This window comes from Bacillus sp. EB106-08-02-XG196 (assembly GCF_013396335.1).
GTDB lineage: Bacteria > Bacillota > Bacilli > Bacillales > Cytobacillaceae > Neobacillus.
In genome coordinates this window covers 33,620-52,364 of sequence record NZ_JABWSY010000012.1, presented here as the reverse complement: position 1 = coordinate 52,364, position 18,745 = coordinate 33,620, and the positions used below count along the sequence as shown (strand labels likewise).

At 37.9% G+C, this 18,745-nt stretch carries 16 protein-coding genes and 1 pseudogene; 15 read left to right on the top strand and 2 right to left on the bottom strand.

The window, feature by feature from the left end; translation table 11 throughout:
- Positions 1 to 12 precede the first annotated feature (12 nt).
- The 4 genes and pseudogenes from MLOOGBEN_RS18720 (at position 13) to MLOOGBEN_RS29365 (ending at position 4,230) form a co-directional block, all read left to right on the top strand.
- Positions 13 to 948: a carbohydrate ABC transporter permease gene (locus MLOOGBEN_RS18720; protein WP_483296397.1), complete on the top strand. Its 936-nt coding sequence runs from the start codon at positions 13 to 15 to the stop codon at positions 946 to 948.
- Positions 938 to 1,774 (top strand): carbohydrate ABC transporter permease, encoded by an 837-nt coding sequence (locus tag MLOOGBEN_RS18715; RefSeq protein ID WP_179159800.1) that lies wholly within the window; start codon positions 938 to 940, stop codon positions 1,772 to 1,774. The genes MLOOGBEN_RS18720 and MLOOGBEN_RS18715 overlap by 11 nt, the downstream gene beginning before the upstream one ends.
- A gap of 36 nt (positions 1,775 to 1,810) precedes the next feature.
- Complete coding sequence (locus MLOOGBEN_RS18710; RefSeq protein WP_179159799.1) at positions 1,811 to 3,151, top strand: FAD-dependent oxidoreductase; 1,341 nt, start codon at positions 1,811 to 1,813, stop codon at positions 3,149 to 3,151.
- Positions 3,152 to 3,174: 23 nt separating this feature from the next.
- Positions 3,175 to 4,230 (top strand): annotated as a pseudogene (locus tag MLOOGBEN_RS29365) (DUF4127 family protein).
- On the opposite strand, the gene MLOOGBEN_RS18695 reads toward MLOOGBEN_RS29365, so the two are convergent.
- Positions 4,183 to 4,416, bottom strand: coding sequence for a DUF4127 family protein (locus tag MLOOGBEN_RS18695; protein WP_179159797.1), 234 nt, complete (start codon positions 4,414 to 4,416; stop codon positions 4,183 to 4,185). The pseudogene MLOOGBEN_RS29365 and the gene MLOOGBEN_RS18695 sit on opposite strands and share 48 nt — an antisense overlap.
- Here MLOOGBEN_RS18695 and MLOOGBEN_RS18690 point away from each other — a divergent pair.
- From MLOOGBEN_RS18690 to MLOOGBEN_RS18660, 7 genes are all read left to right on the top strand, one after another.
- Positions 4,408 to 4,743, top strand: a complete 336-nt coding sequence (locus tag MLOOGBEN_RS18690) for a DUF4127 family protein (RefSeq protein ID WP_179159796.1) — start codon at positions 4,408 to 4,410, stop codon at positions 4,741 to 4,743. The two genes, MLOOGBEN_RS18695 and MLOOGBEN_RS18690, sit on opposite strands and share 9 nt — an antisense overlap.
- Before the next feature lie 83 nt (positions 4,744 to 4,826).
- Positions 4,827 to 5,285, top strand: a complete 459-nt coding sequence (locus MLOOGBEN_RS18685; protein ID WP_179159795.1) for a hypothetical protein — start codon at positions 4,827 to 4,829, stop codon at positions 5,283 to 5,285.
- Between the two features lie 80 nt (positions 5,286 to 5,365).
- Positions 5,366 to 5,821: a hypothetical protein gene (locus tag MLOOGBEN_RS18680; protein ID WP_179159794.1), complete on the top strand. Its 456-nt coding sequence runs from the start codon at positions 5,366 to 5,368 to the stop codon at positions 5,819 to 5,821.
- A 64-nt stretch (positions 5,822 to 5,885) separates the two neighbouring features.
- On the top strand, positions 5,886 to 7,760 hold the full coding sequence (locus MLOOGBEN_RS18675) for an FIMAH domain-containing protein (protein ID WP_179159793.1): 1,875 nt from the start codon (positions 5,886 to 5,888) through the stop codon (positions 7,758 to 7,760).
- 188 nt (positions 7,761 to 7,948) lie between these two features.
- Positions 7,949 to 8,512 (top strand): class I SAM-dependent methyltransferase, encoded by a 564-nt coding sequence (locus MLOOGBEN_RS18670; RefSeq protein ID WP_179159792.1) that lies wholly within the window; start codon positions 7,949 to 7,951, stop codon positions 8,510 to 8,512.
- 298 nt (positions 8,513 to 8,810) lie between these two features.
- Entirely contained in the window at positions 8,811 to 9,704 is an 894-nt protein-coding gene (locus MLOOGBEN_RS18665) for a ribonuclease H family protein (protein WP_218781253.1), read from the top strand.
- A gap of 100 nt (positions 9,705 to 9,804) precedes the next feature.
- On the top strand, positions 9,805 to 10,329 hold the full coding sequence (locus tag MLOOGBEN_RS18660) for a CBO0543 family protein (RefSeq protein WP_179159790.1): 525 nt from the start codon (positions 9,805 to 9,807) through the stop codon (positions 10,327 to 10,329).
- A 176-nt stretch (positions 10,330 to 10,505) separates the two neighbouring features.
- Here MLOOGBEN_RS18660 and MLOOGBEN_RS18655 read toward each other — a convergent pair whose 3' ends face one another.
- Positions 10,506 to 13,007: a PIG-L family deacetylase gene (locus tag MLOOGBEN_RS18655; RefSeq protein ID WP_179159789.1), complete on the bottom strand. Its 2,502-nt coding sequence runs from the start codon at positions 13,005 to 13,007 to the stop codon at positions 10,506 to 10,508.
- A gap of 378 nt (positions 13,008 to 13,385) precedes the next feature.
- Between MLOOGBEN_RS18655 and MLOOGBEN_RS18650 the strand changes: the two genes are divergently transcribed.
- The 4 genes from MLOOGBEN_RS18650 (at position 13,386) to MLOOGBEN_RS18635 (ending at position 18,741) form a co-directional block, all read left to right on the top strand.
- The gene (locus MLOOGBEN_RS18650) at positions 13,386 to 14,591 is read left to right on the top strand and encodes an ROK family transcriptional regulator (RefSeq protein WP_179159788.1); all 1,206 of its coding nucleotides are present in this window, start codon (positions 13,386 to 13,388) and stop codon (positions 14,589 to 14,591) included.
- A 104-nt stretch (positions 14,592 to 14,695) separates the two neighbouring features.
- Entirely contained in the window at positions 14,696 to 15,784 is a 1,089-nt protein-coding gene (locus MLOOGBEN_RS18645) for an extracellular solute-binding protein (RefSeq protein ID WP_179159787.1), read from the top strand.
- A 147-nt stretch (positions 15,785 to 15,931) separates the two neighbouring features.
- The gene (locus MLOOGBEN_RS18640) at positions 15,932 to 17,002 is read left to right on the top strand and encodes an ABC transporter ATP-binding protein (RefSeq protein WP_095246779.1); all 1,071 of its coding nucleotides are present in this window, start codon (positions 15,932 to 15,934) and stop codon (positions 17,000 to 17,002) included.
- A gap of 11 nt (positions 17,003 to 17,013) precedes the next feature.
- Complete coding sequence (locus MLOOGBEN_RS18635; protein WP_179159786.1) at positions 17,014 to 18,741, top strand: ABC transporter permease; 1,728 nt, start codon at positions 17,014 to 17,016, stop codon at positions 18,739 to 18,741.
- The last annotated feature ends 4 nt before the right edge of the window (positions 18,742 to 18,745 follow it).

Below are 18,745 nucleotides of genomic sequence, written 5' to 3'. Positions count from 1 at the left end.
GGGTAGGGAGAGTTGGATTCAAATGTTCAAACAGCAAAACGCCTGCCCACGAAGGGGTTTAAAAGGCGAAAGAAATTCATCGGAAGTGAATCGTTTTATGGCTATTTATTTGTTAGTCCAATGGTGATTGGCTTTCTGTTGATTATGTTTTTTCCGCTGGTATATTCCATATATATGAGTTTAACTGATTGGCAGCTTCTCGGTGATCCAAATTTCATTGGGACGGAAAACTATCAGCGCTTAGTAAATGATTCGAATTTTTGGGTGGTATTGAAAAACACCCTCATTTTCGCAGCAGGACTGGTGCCAATTAATATCCTAATTGCCCTTTTATTGGCTTTGCTCCTACAGAGAAATTTGCCTGGAATCGGCTTATTTCGAACAGCGATATTTATTCCAGTCATGACTTCTATTGTTGTATGGTCGATTATCTGGAAATATATGTTTGGTACAGAGGAAGGTTTCATTAACCAAGTCCTTGCTGCGATTGGAATTGACGGACCCGCATGGCTCTATGATCCCGACCTAGCAATGGGAGCCGTTATTGTCGTTAGTGCCTTGAAAAATGTTGGTTTAAATATGGTCTTATTCTTAGCAGCCCTTCAGCAAGTAGATAAAAATCTCTATGAAGCTTCATATTTAGATGGTGCCAATAAGGCAAAACAATTTTGGCATGTGACATTACCGATGATTACACCTACTGTGTTTTTAACCTTGATTTTAACTGTAATCGGTTCCATGAAGGTGTTTGGGCAAATCTATGTGATGACAAACGGTGGTCCTGGAAATCATACCAAAGTATTAGTTTACTATATTTGGGAAAATGCATTTAAACTATTTGATTTTGGTTATGCATCGGCGATAGCACTTGTTTTATTTGTAATTATTTTATTTTTTACCATCATTCAATGGAGTGCAAGAAAAAGGTGGGTTTTTCATGAAGAATAAAAAGAAAAACGGAATCTTTACTAAAGTATTATTTTACGGAGTGCTATCACTTATATCTCTAATCATGATTGTCCCATTTTTATGGATGATCAATACTTCCTTCAAGGATTCAACGAAAATATTTATTTTTCAGTTAATTCCTAACCCTTTTAAATGGGAAAACTATTTACAGGTGTTAGAATCCACGCCCTTTCATCTTTTTTATTTTAATAGCTTATATATTGCGATTTTAGTAACAGCAGGAACCATCTTTTTGGGATCGTTAGCGGGTTATGCCTTTGCAAAGCTAAAATTTAAGGGAAGCAGCTTTCTTTTTCTATGTTTGTTAAGCACCATGATGATCCCGGTTGAGGTTATCACCATCCCGTTATTTTTATTCATGAGAGATTTAGGGTTAATCAATACTCATGTTCCGTTAATTGCGATTCCGATTTTAGGTCCGGCGGGAGTATTTGGCGTATTTGTAATGAGACAATTTTTCTTATTAGTACCAAAGGAGCTAGAAGAGGCTGCGAAATTAGATGGCTGCTCATATTTCCGAATTTATTGGAATATCATGCTTCCTTTAGCAAAACCAGCTGTTGCAACACTCACGATTTTCACCTTTTTAACAAGCTGGAATGAGTTTTATGAACCGCTAATTTATATTAACTCAAAAGAACTTATGACCTTACCTCTTGCATTGGCGTTATTTACCGATGAGGTGGGTACCAAATGGGAGCTCCTTATGAGCGCATCGGTGATGGCGACCGTTCCATTGTTAATTGTCTTCTTCTTTGCCCAAAAGCAATTTATTGAAGGGGTAGCCATGACTGGCGGCAAGTAATGTTCTGTTTCAAATACAAAAAAGGATGTGACTATTTTGAATAGAGAACTAGAGTATGATGTCGTCGTAGCAGGAGGAGGTCCTGCCGGGATCAATGCGGCGATTGCATCAGGTAGAACAGGAGCAAAAACACTTCTGATTGAAAGGTATGGTTTTTTAGGCGGAATGTCAACAGTAGCACTTGTCTATCCATGGATGACCTTCCACACAGAATCAGGAAAACAAGTTATCAAGGGCATTGCACAGGAAATCGTTCAGAGGTTAATGGATAGAGATGGATCACCTGGTCATTTGCGCGATACCGTAGGGTTTACGAATACACTTACCCCGTACCATCCTGAAAAATATAAACTGTTAGCATTAGAAATGCTAGATGAAGCAGGGGTAGAAGTCCTTGTTCATAGTTTTGTAGATAAGGTTGAGGTAGAAGGAAATAAAATTACTTCTCTTAATCTAACAACAAAATCTGGTCCGATACGAGTTGCTGCGAAGCAATTTGTTGATACAACAGGGGATGCAGATCTTGCTTACTTATCAGGTGCTCCTTGTTTAAAAGGGCGTGAAGGGGATAGTAAAACACAGCCCATGACGATGAAGTTTCGGATGAGAGGCGTAGACCTTTCGAAAGTAAAGGAAGCCATGAAGGCAAATCCAAGTAATTTTTATAAAAAAACACCAATTGCTGAATTGGATGAAATCCCAATCACAGGCGTACAGGGATTTTATAAGGAATGGAAGGAATCAGGAGTACCGATTAATCGGGATCAAGTTCTCTTTTTTGCCGGTCCTGAAGAAGATGAGGTTCTCGTCAATTGCACCCGAGTTCAAGGACTTGATGGAACGAATGTTTTTGACTTAACAAAAGCAGAAAAAGAAGGCAGGAAGCAAGTATTGATGATGGCCAAATTTTTGCAGCAGACAATTCCTGGTTTTGCAAAGGCTTCGATCTCAGCTGTTGGATCGCAAATTGGTATTCGTGAAACAAGAAGGATTGATGGGCAGTATGCACTCACGATTGAGGATGTTATCTCCGGAAAAAAATTCGATGATACAATCGCACTCAGTGGCTATCCCGTTGATATCCATGACCCTACCGGCAAAGGCGTTCAAGCAAATGACATCGAGGGAGACGGATGCTATGGCATTCCCTACCGCTGTCTCGTTCCAAAAGGTATTGAAAACCTATTAGTAGCAGGAAGATGTATTTCAACCACTCATGAGGCCTTAGCTACAACAAGACTCACGCCTAGCGCCATGGCAACAGGGCAAGCAGCAGGAACAGCCGCCGCACGTTCTATTATAGATAACGTGGCACCAAAAGATTTAGATATTAACAAGCTGCAATCCATTTTAATAGAGAATGGCGTAGTGATCTAAGTATATTTTTAAGGAGGAAACACATGAAACGTTGGAGAAAACTCTTTACCGTAAGTCTTGCAGTACTACTATTATTTAGTTCTGTCGCGATGATTTCAGCCGAAGAAATTAAACAAGAACAATCAACACTCTTACTAGTTCCCTTAGATGATAGACCAGCCAATGTTTACTTTCCACAGAAGGTGGGTGCTTCTGCAGGTATAGAAGTGATTCCACCGCCAAAAGAAATGACAGGTAAATTTACGCAGCCAGGAAACGGAGATGAAATTAGTAAATGGCAAGTAGAGAATGGTGATCAAGCTGATGGGTTTGTTATTTCAACCAGTATGCTGGCCTATGGCGGTTTAGTAGCCTCACGTATAGGAGTCAAATCACTGGAAGAAGCAACCAAGGATATCCAGGTAATTAAAGAATTGAAAAAATTGTATCCTGAAAAACCTGTATACATTTTTGATACGATTTAAAGATTAGCCGTCACTGCGATAAGTGATGAATACTTAAAATATTATTCACAAATTAGCGAGTGGGCCATTTTATATGACAAGGTAGTAAATCTAGGGTTGCCAGGGAAAGAAAGACTAGCGGAATTAGAGTCGATTATCCCTGCAGCTGTTTTAGAAGATTACAAGAAAGCCAGAGCCAGAAACCACACTGTTAATAACTTGATGATTGACTGGGTTGATGAAGGTTATATCGACCATTTAATCCTTGCACAAGATGACGCAGCTCCTCACGGACTTCATCGTGCGGAAAGAGAACTCCTTCTTGAAAAGGTGAATCAATTAGATGTCGAAGATCAAGTTGCTGTCTTCCTAGGTGCCGATGAAGTGGGAGTGGTATTGGTATCACGATTTGTCAACCAACTATATAAAACATCTCCAGCATTCTTTGTTGAATATGGAGGCGTTCATGGCAAGGACTGGATTGCTCCTTTTGAAGATACAACCTTCGATTACAATGTACAAAAGCATATCGTTTCTGCTGGAGGAAGGCTTGTTGATAACGAAGAAGAGGCAGATATTCATCTTCTATTAAACACGCCATCTCAGAGTGGAACGTTCAGCCGCCTGTTCATATAAAGGCACACCAAATCCTGCCTCTTGCGCTAAAAACGCTGCACGAGCTGCTGCATGACCCACGGTAATGCCGAGTGCATTTCCAGCTGTATTCCAGCCGCTATAGGCTAGAATTTTTGTTAAATCTACCCTTTCCGCAAGACCAGTCACTAAAGACGAACTCTGTAATATCTTCTGATCTTGATTCATTATGAATTTTTACTCCATCGTTTTGCAAAAGATCAAGGTTATAAAAATGTTGTCCATCCGGCGGCGAGAGGCTATATCGGACAAATTGGTGCAAGTGAGTGGGACTTAGGCAATAAATACGATTTAGTTAACAGCTTTGTAAAAGAAAGATTAACAGCCGAAACCGAAAAGTGGTACCAATATTTTGATGAAAAAGAAGTGTACATGGGTTCAAGAGGAAATAAAGAATTTTACAAAACAATCTCAGCATTAGAAAGTGTTCATGTAAACCTGCCATGGCCAAGAATTTTTGAGGCAGAGCTGGAACCTGAGTTGGAACTTAAATAATGTAAATAGTAGAAGGCAGAAGTAATTCTGCCTTCTACTATTTAAAAAGCTTTACTAGTCTATCAAAAATGGAGGTTATGTGATTGAAAAATCTCAAAGCATTACCTGTGATGAGGTGTCTTTTAATTTTTGTATTGCTATTAAGTGCTTCAACTCAGACGATTACACTTGCTGAAGCGGTACCAGAAACATGGGATATTGTGGATGAGGGATTTGCAGATTACAAAAGCGGCTGGAGTATATCCAAGGGCTCAAGTACAAATGCTGACACAGGCAATATCGTCCAGGGAGATGGAATTGTAACCATAAAAGAAAGTCTAGAAGCTTCGAACTTTGCCTGGCATTTTCTTATTAAAAATGACTTTGCCATTCCTGAAGGTGCTTTTACCTTTGAGTTTAAGGCAAAAGTGAATAATCCTAGTACTGGAAATGAGGTAGGAGTAAGGTTAAACAATAAATTAGTGGGAGTGTTCTTACCTATGATAGTGAAGCGGGAACGATTAGAGATAGAGTCGCGAATCCTACCCAGACACATACGTTAGATACCAGTGAATACAACATATACAGAGTCGTTGTCAATAACGATTATAGCTTTGATGTTTACGTTAATGGTCAATATCAGATGAGTAGTCAGGCAGGTACTGAATCGGGCGGAAAATTAATCAAAATCGGAGCCGAGTCTATCGCAAGTGCAGATATCAATATCGACTATTTCAAAATGGCAAATGGTATCTTAGTTCCAGAGGGTCAAGAAACGATTCTTGAAACCTCTGATTTGGAAGCAGCTATTGCAAAAGCAAAAACATCAGTGGAAGAGGCTATTGTGGGGGAAAACGTTGGTCAATGTCTCCAATCAGCGGTTGATACATTGCAAGCAGCCATCATAGAAGCAGAAGCCTTACTTCGTAACGAAAGTGCTGAACAATCTCAAATAAATGAAATGGTCGTAAAACTAAATCAATCAATCTCTCTATTCAAAAACTCCATCCATGTCGCACCAGCAACCTTTCCGGTATTTGAATATCAAAAGGTAGTGATTGATCCCTTGGGTATGAACTATAATCCAACCAACCAATGAATTTGATTTTCCTACTGTTATAAAAGCATCAGATTACTTCGAGAATCCATTAGGAAAGTATTATATGTATTATGGTCCGCATGACAGCCCAGGTGGGATTTCATTAGCTTATGCAGATTCGCCAGAAGGTCCATGGATTGAATATGAAGCAAACCCAGTTATCAACCGTAATAACCCACCTCATTATTCTGTTTCACATGTAGCATCAGCACACCCAATTTGGATTGAAGAAGAAAATAAACTTTATATGTATTTTCATGGTGAAAATAATACAACTAGATTAGCTACTTCTGAGGATGGTATTCATTTTGATTATGAAAAAGCTGTGGTAACAACAGCTGATTTTGACGATGTCAGTGAAACGTCATACGCGAGAGTTTTTAAATATACCATCCCTGAAAAAGGGAATAAATATATCATGCTGTTAATGGGAAACAACAATGGAAATAGAAGAATTTATCTAGCCTGGTCCAATGATGGGAAAGAGTGGGAAACACAAAGAACACCGATTATTTCGCCAATTAAAACGGATAACTTTGACCATAAAGGGAATTTATCAGGTGCTTACTATTTCCCTTGGGAAGGAAGGCATTATATCACCGTCCACGCCGGTGATGGGCATCAATATATCGTTGAAGTCGGAGAGAATTTTGATTTAGCCATACATCACGGAGCATTCAATAAAGCAACAGGTGAAGATCCTGATTATGGCAGGGTTGCTTCACGTTCGTTTCTTCAAGAAGGCGATACCGTATACATGTATTATGAAGTTGGGCAACGTGGAAGTACCAAAATTGCTTTAGCAAAGTCTGTTCCACCTGAAGAGTTGGAAAAGTTGAAGACGGTGGATATAAATATACAAAATACAACCCTGCAAAAAGGTACCTCAACGCATTTAGAAATGACCGCAACTCGTAAAAATGGAAAACCAGTAGACTTAAATGAAGTTACCATTAACTATTTTAGCTCGAACCCAAATATTGCGACAGTAAAAGATGGGAATGTGCAAACTCTTGCTGAGGGAACGGTTGAAGTGTGGGTAGAAGCTACACTTAATGATGTAACCGTGGCTTCTAATAAGTTAATTCTTGAAGTAAGAGAAGGATTTGTATGGAATATTGTAGATGAAAGCTTTAGGGATTTTACAAAGGAGTGGGGAATCACTAAAGGCTCACGGACAAGTGATGCAACGGGCGAAGTTACCCAAGGTGAAGGGTACGTAACAATTGTAGAAACATTAAATGAAGGATCTTCTGCCTTCCGTTATGTAACGAAGAACAATTTCTTTGTTCCTCAAGGGGCCTATACATTTGAATTCCGTGCGAAAGTAAATGCACAAAGTACAGGAAATGAAGTTGGAGTTCGAGTAAACGGTCAACTCATGTCTGTTTTCTTAACGAATGATGGAGAAACAGGAAGTGTTCAAAATAAGATTACTAACCCAACACAAACATTTAGATTGGATACAACGGAGTATCATGTGTATCGAGTGGTGGTAAACGAAAACTCCACCTTTGATTTATATGTGGACGGTGAATACGTTTGGACTGGAGATTCCGTTGTCCAATCCAATGGGAATTTGATTAAAATGGGCGCAGACACCCCAGCAACTGCAAATATGGATGTTGACTATTTTAAAATGAATACTGGTGTCTTAATTCCTGAAGTGATTGTAGATATTCCGTATTTAAGAAATCTACTAGCGGAGTATGGTAGCAAAGAGAATGTCCAGCAACCATTGACAACGCAGTTGGGAAATCACCTGAAAAATGCAGAATATCACTATGGGAATGGAAGAATTCCGCAAGCCATTCAGCAAATGGAAACTTTTATTAGACATCTAGATAATAGTGGTTTAAGCAACTTGATTACTGGGGGAGCAAAGGAAGAGTTAGCTAAAAACGCAACTAAGTTAATAGACACATGGAACAATGAATAGTTAATTAAGAATTAGATGTTATATTGTAATCGGAAGAATAAAGATAAGACAATTACTTTTGAAGCAATCTATTAAGGTTGCTTTTCTTTTTTTATTAAATACTAGAAAAATATAGTAAAAAGTTATATAGTTGGAAAAACAGTGAAAATATTCTTAATATAATAAACAAATAAAAAAAGGAGCTTAAAATGAACACAAAAGACAAATGGAATCTGAAACATATGGATCGATTAACTCAGCTAAAGGAACCTCAACCAAACCCACGATTAAAGAAGCTGGCTTCTTATTTTAAAGAAGGCGGGACGGCCTTGGATATAGCTTGTGGTCTTGGTGGGAACAGTTTGTTTCTTGCAGGAATGAACAATCAAGTCGAAGCAATTGATATTTCAGACGTTGCGATCAATTATGTCCTAGAACAGGCTGCCAAAGATAATCTAAGTGTGCAGCCTCGAGTAACAGATCTAACAGATTTGGATACGTTAAATTGGCCGAATAACCCCTTTGACTTTATTGTAATGTCCTATTACCTAGATCGCTCACTGTTTCCAATTGTAAAGAACGTTTTAAAAGATGGGGGATATTTCTTTATGGAAACCTACTATCAATCACCTTACACAGAGGAACAAGGAGTTTCCAATCAATATAAACTAAAGTCAAATGAGTTGTTAGCAGAATTTGGAGATTGGAAGGTTCTTTATTTTGAAGAGAACGAACAAGAAGGCTGGCAATCGATCTTTTGTCAAAAACGATAAACAGTTAGACTGAAGATATGATACATAACTCATTAGGCTACCTTTTCAGAAGACTTTGAAAAGGTAGCCTAATTTTGTTTATCCAAAGGTAAATATAGTTTTGACTACAGTGAAGGGGAAATAATAGTATTTGTCGAATTTTATTATATTCCAATAAATCTAGATGAAATAATAAACCATAAAAACATAGAGGGTGAGTATCATAGTCACTACGAAACAAAAACAGAATTCCACATCCACACCGGTTTTACTGTTAAGGGATGAAATGATTAAATCTCTGAAAGTTACGAAAGCTCAAATGGCTGAATACCTGAAGGAAGGCATGCCACACTATTTGATCGGTCAAGAATATCGTTTTCTAGAAAAAGAAGTATTGAAATGGTTAGAGACCTACAAACCCTCACAAGAACGTTTGGAAAGGAAATTCCGTGATAAACAGGGAAGAACGATTAAAGAATACGTGCCTGGAGAGATAGCATTAGCGACATTGCGTATCTCCTACGTTAACTTAAGATCACTATGTAAAAAAGGAATGCCGTATGTCACAGTAGGAGACAAGGACTTTTTCCATATCCAAGATATATTGAATTACTTTCGAAAAGGTGATCTTGTTTCTAACAATTTCAAAGGTCACATTGTAACACATAAGAAAAAAAATGAAGTTGCTAAGCCGCAACCGAGAATCAATGTAAATTTAATAACGTCGATAAATAAAGAATTTCTCCAAAATCTAAAAACTACTAATCCCATTTTTATCGTGGATGGTTCCTATAATTTTGAGAATAATACTGTGGGGACTGGAATGGTACTAGTTGGAAATGGAACAATTGTAACGGGTTACTCAAATGTTAGAAATATCAAGACGACTAAAACTACTATTTGTGAATACCTAGAACTGCTAGATGCCTTACGAATGATTAAAAGAAAAAATATTAAGAAGGCCACTATTATTACCGACCAAGAGCCATTTGCGAAGGGAATACATATTGATTTAGAAAAGTCAGTTTTTGAACCAGTAGTAAAGCCTTATATGAAAGAAATAAAGGACTTACTAGAAAATTTGGAGGGGAAGGTAGACTTACGTTTTGTAGGAATACTAAAAGGTGGTAAAAAAAATCCACTCCATAAAAATGCACATTTCTTAAGCCGTGAATATAAGAAGGAAATATTTGAGAATATGGAAATTGTATAAGGAGAAGGCATTTTTACAAAGAGTCAAGCTAAAATTTAAAAGAAGGGTAATTTGTTGGAAAAATAGGGGAAACTATAGTTAAAAAAATGGAGTGTAAAGAATGCTCTTACTATATGTCGCACTTTTCCTATTTGCAGCATTAAAATGGGGGGATTGGAGAAATTGGCGTGATTATTATCCAACCATCTTATTTTTCATGATTGGGGACCTTTTGAAAAATTTTATCTTTTATAATCACTGGATGTGGACATATAAAGAAACCATGTTTTTGGAAAATATCCTACGAAATCATACCATCATTAACCTAATGATTATTTTTATTGGGTATCCATCAACGATATTTCTTTTTCTAGGCCGTTTTCCAAATGTAAGATGGAAGCAAGGATTGTGGATTTCATTCTGGGTGTTTCTTTATTCCATATTGGAATACATAAATCTTCATTATTTATACTTAATAAGACATCATAATGGCTGGAGTATGACATGGTCCGTAATATTTAATATCGTCATGTTTCCAATGTTTTTCATACATCATAAAAAACCTCTATTTGCTTGGATATTATCTGCTATTTGGATTTTATTTTTGTTAAAGATGTTTCCAATCCCCCTTGAAAAAATGAAATAAAGTTATTTTTCTCTACACTTAGTATCAAATTATCCACCTTTATCCATTGATAGGAATAAAGAAAATGACGTAAATTGCGCACGTCATTTTTTAAATTTAAAGTTTTATTGAAGGAAGAGGTCCACCAATACTATTGCTTTCACATAGTTTTGGTAAAGACCTCTCGTTAAATGATCTTAGTTATTTAATCCATAACTGATTAAGTTTGTGAAAATTCGATATCCTCCTGGAACTTGGGCATTGATTTGACGGTAGAATACAAGGTTGGTGTATAGGAAAGTTCCTTCACCGTATTCAGCCATTAAAATCCCGCTGTTGAATGGAGCTTCACCAGGGTCTGCCATGGAGACAAATGTTTGATAGTTAGCATCCCATGCTGTTGGGAAGTAGAGAGCTCTTTCTTGTACCCATCCATCCCAGTCAGTATCGTTAATCTTATTTGGCTGGTTAAAGAGTTCATGTTCAGGTTGAGTAACGGTAACCGTAGCATTTTCATCTGTTACACGGACACGAATGGAAGGTGATCCTATTTCTAATGGATATGGAGGTGTGAATGCACCTTTATTCCATGGATCCCCAGAAGTAACATACTGCATAACTAAATGTCCGCCGTTTTCCACATATTCTAGCAAACGTGCGTTATTTTGCAATACATCTGGTCTTCCCAGTGTTGACCTGATTCCAGCAACGATTGTATCATATTGTGAAAGATCACTAGCTGCTAGATCTTCAGGTGTAATCTTCGTAATATCAAAACCAGCATTTTGTAATGAATCCGCAATCGTATCAAAGCCGCTGTCAATATAACCAACCTTCAGATTATCTGGTTTTAATAACTCAAATGCCACACCATTTATGTTAGATGGATACATTAAGTAAGAGTCATTAATGTGGTCATATTTAATTTCTTGTACGGTAGTATCAAATGTCTTACTATCTGCTTCTGCAATCGCTGCGATTGTGAAATTACCATCCGCAACTTCAGCAGGTGGAACTAACGTGAACGATACTTCTTTCTCTTCATATCTTTCTGAAAAGTTAACTTCTGCTGCTGTTGGTTGACTAGCCCAGTCTTCAGGAAGATTTAAAGAAATCGTAGCGTTTTTAGAACCATTTTCGTAATTTTTCACTTTAACGGTGACCGGAATTTCATCTTGTACATCCGCCGTGTTAACAGTAATATTCACTGGGTCAGGTGTAACACCTAATTCAGGAAGTACACTCACTGTATTGTCTAAATCGATGACAGAAGTTGTTTTCACACCGTTTTCCTTAAATGTTAGTTGCGTCTTGATGACAGCCTCGCCATAGGGTTGGTAATATTCTGCATCAGAAGGAACGGTGACATTAAAGGTAACAGTCTTTGATTCACCTGGCTTCAGATGCTTTACTTGATTTACACCTTCATGTTTCCAATTTTCAGGAGTAAGTAAAGCTGCTTCGATGTGTTGGATTTTCTCCTTTCCTTCATTTGTAACCTTAACAGCCACTTGAGTTTTTTCACCTTGAGTCAATACATAGGAACCGATTTCGATATCAACAGCAAGGCTGGAAGAAACGAAACTTACCTGTTGCAGTTGTTCTGCTTTTAGTTCGAGCTTGTGGAGCAAGTCATTCTTAACACTAGCATCCAATTTCGCTGAGTTTGTGCTAGCTATTAATTTTTGTACAGCCCCTAACGCCTTTTGTGACTCAGGTAAAATTGATTCACGGTTTGGATACAGCTTAATAATGCCTTCTAATTGGTCTTGTAATGTATCCAACTGCTCGCTTATGTTCGAAGCAGGAATAATATCTGCCCATGCGTTGAAGTCATAAGGAACTCCAGCAAAAAGATCATCGGAATCTGTTTGTACGGCTGATTCAATTAATTTAAGATGTGATTGTCTAGGTGCTACTGGAATATCATTTCCCATTCCTTGGCTCTTGTGCAGATACCTAGATGCTTCACCAAGTTGTGGGTAACTCATTCCGTAAATAGGATCTAAGTCACCAATTTCAATTGATGTTGTGGCAGTTCCAGCATTAGCAGGTAAATAAAATTTTTTGATTTGCCAAGGCTCTAAGCCATTTTCCAATTGTTCAGGGTAAACATTTGGATCAGCAGCATCTTTAAATGCTTTTTCTGATAAAACAGCCATCAATCGATGGTGTCCGTGTTGGCTGTCAACATTTTCGAAAGAAGGCATTACAATATCCGGTTGATAGGTTCTAATAAATTTGATTAGGCGTTCGTACGTAACTTCTTCTCCCCATTTTTCAAGAGTTTCATCAGGTGATTTTGAAAAACCAAAATCATAGATCGCATCAGATGTTGTTTCACTTAAATGATAGGCTTTAACACCATTTATCTTGGCTGCTTCAATCATTTCATTGGAGCGAATAATTCCAAGGGCATTCCCTAACTCATTTCCAATGGCATTTTGACCACCTTCACCACGGTTAGCAATTAAACTAGCTGTTTTAACACCTAATCCACGGGATAAATAGGCAAGTAAATCACTTCGTTCATCGTCTGGATGTGCTCCTGTGTTTAAGAAAGTAATGGTAGTATCTAGAGGTTTAACAACATTCCAAAGCTCAACATCAGCTTCACTTTGTTCTTGTGCAAGACTAATTGGAGGTAGTAGGGAAGCAAGTAATAGAATGGACATTAATAAACAGAAAAGTTTTCTCAATTTTTGAAACCCCTTTCATTATTAACTGAATTAATCTATCCAATTCTCCTTTCATTTATGTATTTTAGTTAGTTAGGATTACTAACTAATGAGACAAAAGCAATTACAACTATGATTATATTACCTTTCTGAATATTGTAAATATTACCAAATGACTATCTAATATTTGGTGATAGGCCTATGGGAGGGGTTAAAAAGTATTAGGTACCATTATTCATACAGCTTTAAGTTATTAGGTTTTACACCATTTCTACCTAATTAATCTTAATTATCAAAATTTTTGAAATTGTGTATTGTAGACGTTTCCAAATTAAGGTATAGTGTAGTTGAATTAGTTAAACTTACTAACTAACAAAAAGAATTAAGGCCGTGATGTTTATGAATAAGAAACTATCTAATGCAGAAATACGGATGAATAATAAAAAGATTGTTTTGCAATGTATAAAAAATCATCAACCTATTTCTAGAGCTGAAATCGCGGAAAAGGTTCTATTTAGTAAGCCAACCGTTTCCCTACTGGTCGATGAATTAGTAAGAGAGAAATGGGTTCATGAAAGAGGCATAGGAGAATCCTCTTCACAGGGTGGCAGGAGACCTATTCATCTTTATTTTAATGAAAAGGCTGCCTATGTCATCGGGGTGGATATCGGTGGCACCAAAGTAAAAACCGTCATTTCTGATCTTGGGGGAACGATTATTTGTGCAAGCAGCTTTCATACTAGGAAACATTTAGAAAATGGGTTATTTAAACAAATTCAAAAAGAAGTACACGTGATGATTCTAAGTAATCAGTTGGATAAAAGTTTGATTCTCGGCATGGGAGTAGGAGTACCAGGTATTACAGAAACGAAAACAGGGGTTGTTGTTGAAGCTCCAAGCTTAAGGTGGGTTCGTTATCCGTTTTTGACAGAAGCTGAACGATTCTTTTCCTTCCCTATATATGTTGATAATGATGTCAATGTAGCCGTTCTTGGAGAACAATGGCTAGGCAGGGCTAAAAATAAAGAGAATGTACTGTTTATATCCGTGGGGACAGGGATTGGCAGTGGAATTATTATTCATAATCAGCTATATCGAGGATCTTCTTATGCGTCAGGGGAGCTAGGATATATGGTTACAGATAAAAATGATATGAAAAATGAGTTTAAACCTATTTTCCATCGATATGGATATCTTGAAAGTGTTGCTGGTGGAAAAGCAATTGGGAGAAAATTTACACAGCTTGTCCAGCAAAACAAGAGTCATCCTTTATATGCAGAAGCTGCAGAAACGGAGTTGACGGGTGAGCAGGCTTTCTCGTTAGCGAAAACAGGAGATGTTACCGCTCTTTCTGTTGTGGAAGACGCAATCGAACATTTAGCCTATGGAATGATCAATGCTGCTACTCTATTAAATCCAGAGGTTATTATTCTTGACGGAGGAGTGATGAAATCCGCTGATTTCATTCTTCCAAGATTACAAAAAATTGTTCATCAATACCTGCCTAGTTCAGTAGAAATCTATCGTTCACAATTATGGGAAAATGCAGGAGTTTTAGGAGCTGTTTCTTTGTTCCTGCGAGAATACGATAGTATTTTGAAATAGGTGTTATAGGAAATTTATGAGATGGATGTTTTTACTTTGGTTCTTAGTGGGTAATGTTCGCCTGCTTTAAGAATAAATAAAATTTCATTTATAGGGGGAGTAGTATGTTTAAGAAGAAAAATTTATTGGTGTTCTTGCTAGCTGTACTGATGCTTTTCGTTTCAGCATGTTCGAACAGTTCCTCAGGCGGGGAAAAACCTGTGAAAAATAATGATGATGGGAAAAAAGAAGAAACAGTTGAACCTAGTGGTAACCTTGTTATTTATACCGCTCGTGACCAAACGATTGTAGACAAAGTGGTTGAAATGTTCAATGAAAAATACCCTGATGTTCAGGTTGATGTATTAACCATGGGAGCACAACAAGTCCTTGAACGTGTTCGTGGTGAAAAGGCGAATCCTCAAGCTGACTTTTGGTGGGGTGGAACTCAATCTGCATTTATGACAGCAGCAAATGAAGATTTGTTAGAAGCGTTTAAGCCAAGCTTTGATGCAAGTATTTTGCCAGAACATAAGGATTCTGAAGGTCGTTGGTATGGTGAAATGCTTCTGCCAGAAGTAATTATGTACAACTCCGACATGCTTAAGAAAGACGAGGCTCCACAAGATTGGGATGACCTACTTGATTCGAAGTGGAAAGACCAAATCATCATCCGTGGTGTGTTAGCATCTGGAACAATGAGAACTATCTATTCTGCGATGATTCATGCACAAGGTGCAGATACTCCTGAAAAGGGTTATGAGTGGCTTAAAAAGCTTGACGCCAATACAAAAGAATATGCGCAAGACCCAACAAACCTATACTTAAAGCTTGCACGTCAAGAAGGTTCGATTTCTCTTTGGAATCTACAAGATATTCTTATTCAAAAAAATCAGCACAACCAACCATTTGATTTCGTGTATCCAGAAAGTGGAGCACCAATTTTAGTAGATGCTGTTGGTCTTGTTAAAGATGCAAAAAACCTGGAAAACGCAAAATTATTCTATGAATTCTTGTTTGATCCAGAAACTCGTACAACATTAGCTAAAGATTTATTCCAAATTCCTACTCGTACAGATATAGACAAGGCTTCAATGCCTGATTGGTATCAAGAGCTTGACTTTAAGGCATTAGACCTTGACTGGGAAGTAATGGCTGAAAAAGAAGCAGAGTGGATGCAGCATTGGGATGAAAATATTAAAGGTAAAAATTAATAGATTACCATAAAAGGGGTGAAGGAGTTTTTTCACCCTCTTTTACAAGGTTGGAAGGCATAAAATACCTTCTTACTTTGTAAAAGAATAAGCCCTAATAAAGGCTTTTCTTTTTGGCTTATTTTTAAGAACAGCGAGGTGTTTGTGTTGAAAAGTGTAAGGCTTGACCACGTTAGTAAAATGTTTGGAACCGCCATTGGAGTAGAAAACGTTGATATCGATGTGAAACCTGGAGAGTTTTTTACCTTTTTAGGTCCGTCAGGATGTGGAAAAACAACGACATTACGGATGATTGCGGGATTCTATTATCCGTCAAAAGGGAAGATCCTTTTTGATAACAAGGATGTCACTACTTTACAACCTAATAAACGAAATATTGGAATGGTCTTTCAAAACTATGCCCTTTTTCCTCATATGACTGTCTTTGAAAATATTGCATTCGGTCTTGAAGTTCGTAAAATGTCAAAAGCGGTTATAAAAGAAAAAGTCGAACGTGCTCAAAAGCTTGTTCATCTAGAAAAATATGGAACTCGTAAAATCAATGAGCTTTCAGGTGGTCAACAGCAGCGTGTTGCCTTAGCTCGTGCTTTAGTCATTGAACCAGATATTCTCCTTCTGGATGAACCGCTGTCCAACTTAGATGCGAAATTGCGTGAGGAAACGAGATTAGAGATTAAAAGACTTCAAGTTGAACTAGGTGTGACGACTATATATGTTACCCACGATCAGACAGAAGCCATGACGATGTCCGATCGAATTATGGTTATGAAGGAAGGAGTCGTACAACAAATTGGCACACCGCAAGAAATTTATAACCTACCTACAAATCATTTTGTTGCTTCCTTTATTGGAGAATCAAATATCCTTGAAGCTGAAGTCGTTGAAGTCAAAGCTGATGCCGTCAAGGTGAAATTGGATGACGACATCTTCGTTCAAGGAAGTATGACACAATCTGCAAATGGAAAAAAGCTAAAGGTAGGAGAATCTATTAAAGTTTCGATTCGTCCTGAAACGGTGTATGAGGGAACCGGTCCTAATCAGGTGACAGGCACAGTTCAATTTGTGGAATTTACCGGGGTAAGTATCAATTATGTTGTTAAAGTAGGCTCTAACATCATGAAGGTCATGATTATCAATAAAGGAAATGAAATCCTTAAGCGCGGTGATTCTATTACCCTTCACGTACCTGAAAAAGGGATCTACTTAATTGGCGAATAGGATGTGAAAGAATGAGTGCAAATCAAAGTACGGCCGTGCACGATAACTGGTGGTCTCGGCTGACACGTTCAAAATATTTTGTCTATGTTTTAATTTCACCACTGTTTTTAGTCCTTTTAGCGTATGTTATTTATCCATTTTACCAAACCTTTCTTCAAAGTGTAGTCGGTGAAGAAGAAGGAACTCTCGAAAATTACCAACGCTTTTTTGGTTTAACCAGTACTGCCAACCTTGAAGCGCTTTGGACAAGTGTATATATTTCGGTCATCAGTGTGATTACCTGTGCTATTGTTGGTGTCACCATGGCTTTTTTAATGGAACGATACGAGTTTCCAGGAAGAAAACTGCTGTCCGTCCTAATTCTGGTACCGATGGCATTGCCTCCGCTTGTAGGTGTGTTATCTTTTACCTTTCTCTATGGAGAAAGCGGTATTATCCCAAGGGCATTTCAGGTATTATTTGATCTCGAAAAAGTACCGTTCTCATTAAAAGGTGTTATGGGTGTAATCGTTGTTCATACGTTCACCATGTACACGTACTTTTATCTAACTGCAGCAGCAGCGATTAAAGGTCTCGATCCTTCCTTGGAAGAAGCAGCAACAAGCCTTGGGTCAGGAAGAATTCGCATTTGGTTAAAGGTTATCCTGCCTATGTTAACTCCGGCGTTAATCGCATCTTCCTTACTTGTGTTTATGATTTCAATGGCGTCATACACAGCACCGTTGATGTTTGGTGTTGAGCGAACGATGACGATGCAAATCTACTTATCTCGTACAAATGGAAGTCTTGATATGGCAGCAACACAATCTACTATTCTTTCGATTGTTTCGATTTCCTTCTTAATTATGATGAGATGGTACCAAGGACGTCGAAACTATCAAAATCAAAGTAAGGGAATCAGTGTTCATCGTACCGAATTACGATCCAAATTTGCAAAATACATGTCTATGTTTCTTTCATTTATAGGAGTCATTATATTAATGCTTCCAATCCTTGTTCTTGTCCTGATTTCTTTTTCCGTAGACGGGGAATGGACGGTTCAAGTGATTCCAACTGCTTATACATTGCAGCACTATATTGATTTATTTACGGATGAGCGAACATGGCGTCCAATATGGAACAGTTTACAGATGAGTTTTGTGGCAACAGCCGGAAATATTTTGTTCGGTGTGGCGGCTGCCTATGCCATGGTACGTACGAGGTTTAAAGGAAAAGCCTTACTGGATATTTTAATCATGGTTCCATGGGCACTTCCTGGTACCGTTGTAGCGGTTAACTTAATTGCTGCATTTAGTGAACCTAGTGTATTCAGCTTTAATCAAGTCTTAATTGGTACTTTTTGGATTTTACCATTAGCGTATTTTGTCCGGCATTTACCACTTATTTTCCGTTCGACCTCCGCAGCATTGATGCAAATGGATGAATCTATAGAGGAAGCGGCACGAAGCTTAGGTGCAAATTGGTGGTACACGTTTAGAAGAGTGGTTGTTCCAATGGCCTTCTCGGGTATTCTCGCAGGAACCTTGCTGGCTTTGGTTCAAGGGATAGGGGAATTTGTTGCCTCCATCTTAATTTATAGTACCTCAACTATGCCGTTATCTGTTGCGATTTTCCAAAAAATGTACGCCTTCCAATTCGGAACAGCTTGCGCATACGGTGTGCTGCAAATCATTCTGATTATTATAGTACTTTTTGTTTCGCAAAAAATAACAGATGGAAAAGCAGGATCAGCCATTTAAAAGG

Coding starts and splice junctions, on each gene's coding strand:
- MLOOGBEN_RS18715 (WP_179159800.1), top strand. CDS start 938: ATGAAGAATAAAAAGAAAAACGGAATCTTTACTAAAGTATTATTTTAC.
- MLOOGBEN_RS18695 (WP_179159797.1), bottom strand. CDS start 4,416: ATGAATCAAGATCAGAAGATATTACAGAGTTCGTCTTTAGTGACTGGT.
- MLOOGBEN_RS18680 (WP_179159794.1), top strand. CDS start 5,366: ATGAGTAGTCAGGCAGGTACTGAATCGGGCGGAAAATTAATCAAAATC.
- MLOOGBEN_RS18675 (WP_179159793.1), top strand. CDS start 5,886: ATGTATTATGGTCCGCATGACAGCCCAGGTGGGATTTCATTAGCTTAT.
- MLOOGBEN_RS18670 (WP_179159792.1), top strand. CDS start 7,949: ATGAACACAAAAGACAAATGGAATCTGAAACATATGGATCGATTAACT.
- MLOOGBEN_RS18665 (WP_218781253.1), top strand. CDS start 8,811: ATGGCTGAATACCTGAAGGAAGGCATGCCACACTATTTGATCGGTCAA.
- MLOOGBEN_RS18660 (WP_179159790.1), top strand. CDS start 9,805: ATGCTCTTACTATATGTCGCACTTTTCCTATTTGCAGCATTAAAATGG.
- MLOOGBEN_RS18650 (WP_179159788.1), top strand. CDS start 13,386: ATGAATAAGAAACTATCTAATGCAGAAATACGGATGAATAATAAAAAG.
- MLOOGBEN_RS18645 (WP_179159787.1), top strand. CDS start 14,696: ATGTTTAAGAAGAAAAATTTATTGGTGTTCTTGCTAGCTGTACTGATG.
- MLOOGBEN_RS18635 (WP_179159786.1), top strand. CDS start 17,014: ATGAGTGCAAATCAAAGTACGGCCGTGCACGATAACTGGTGGTCTCGG.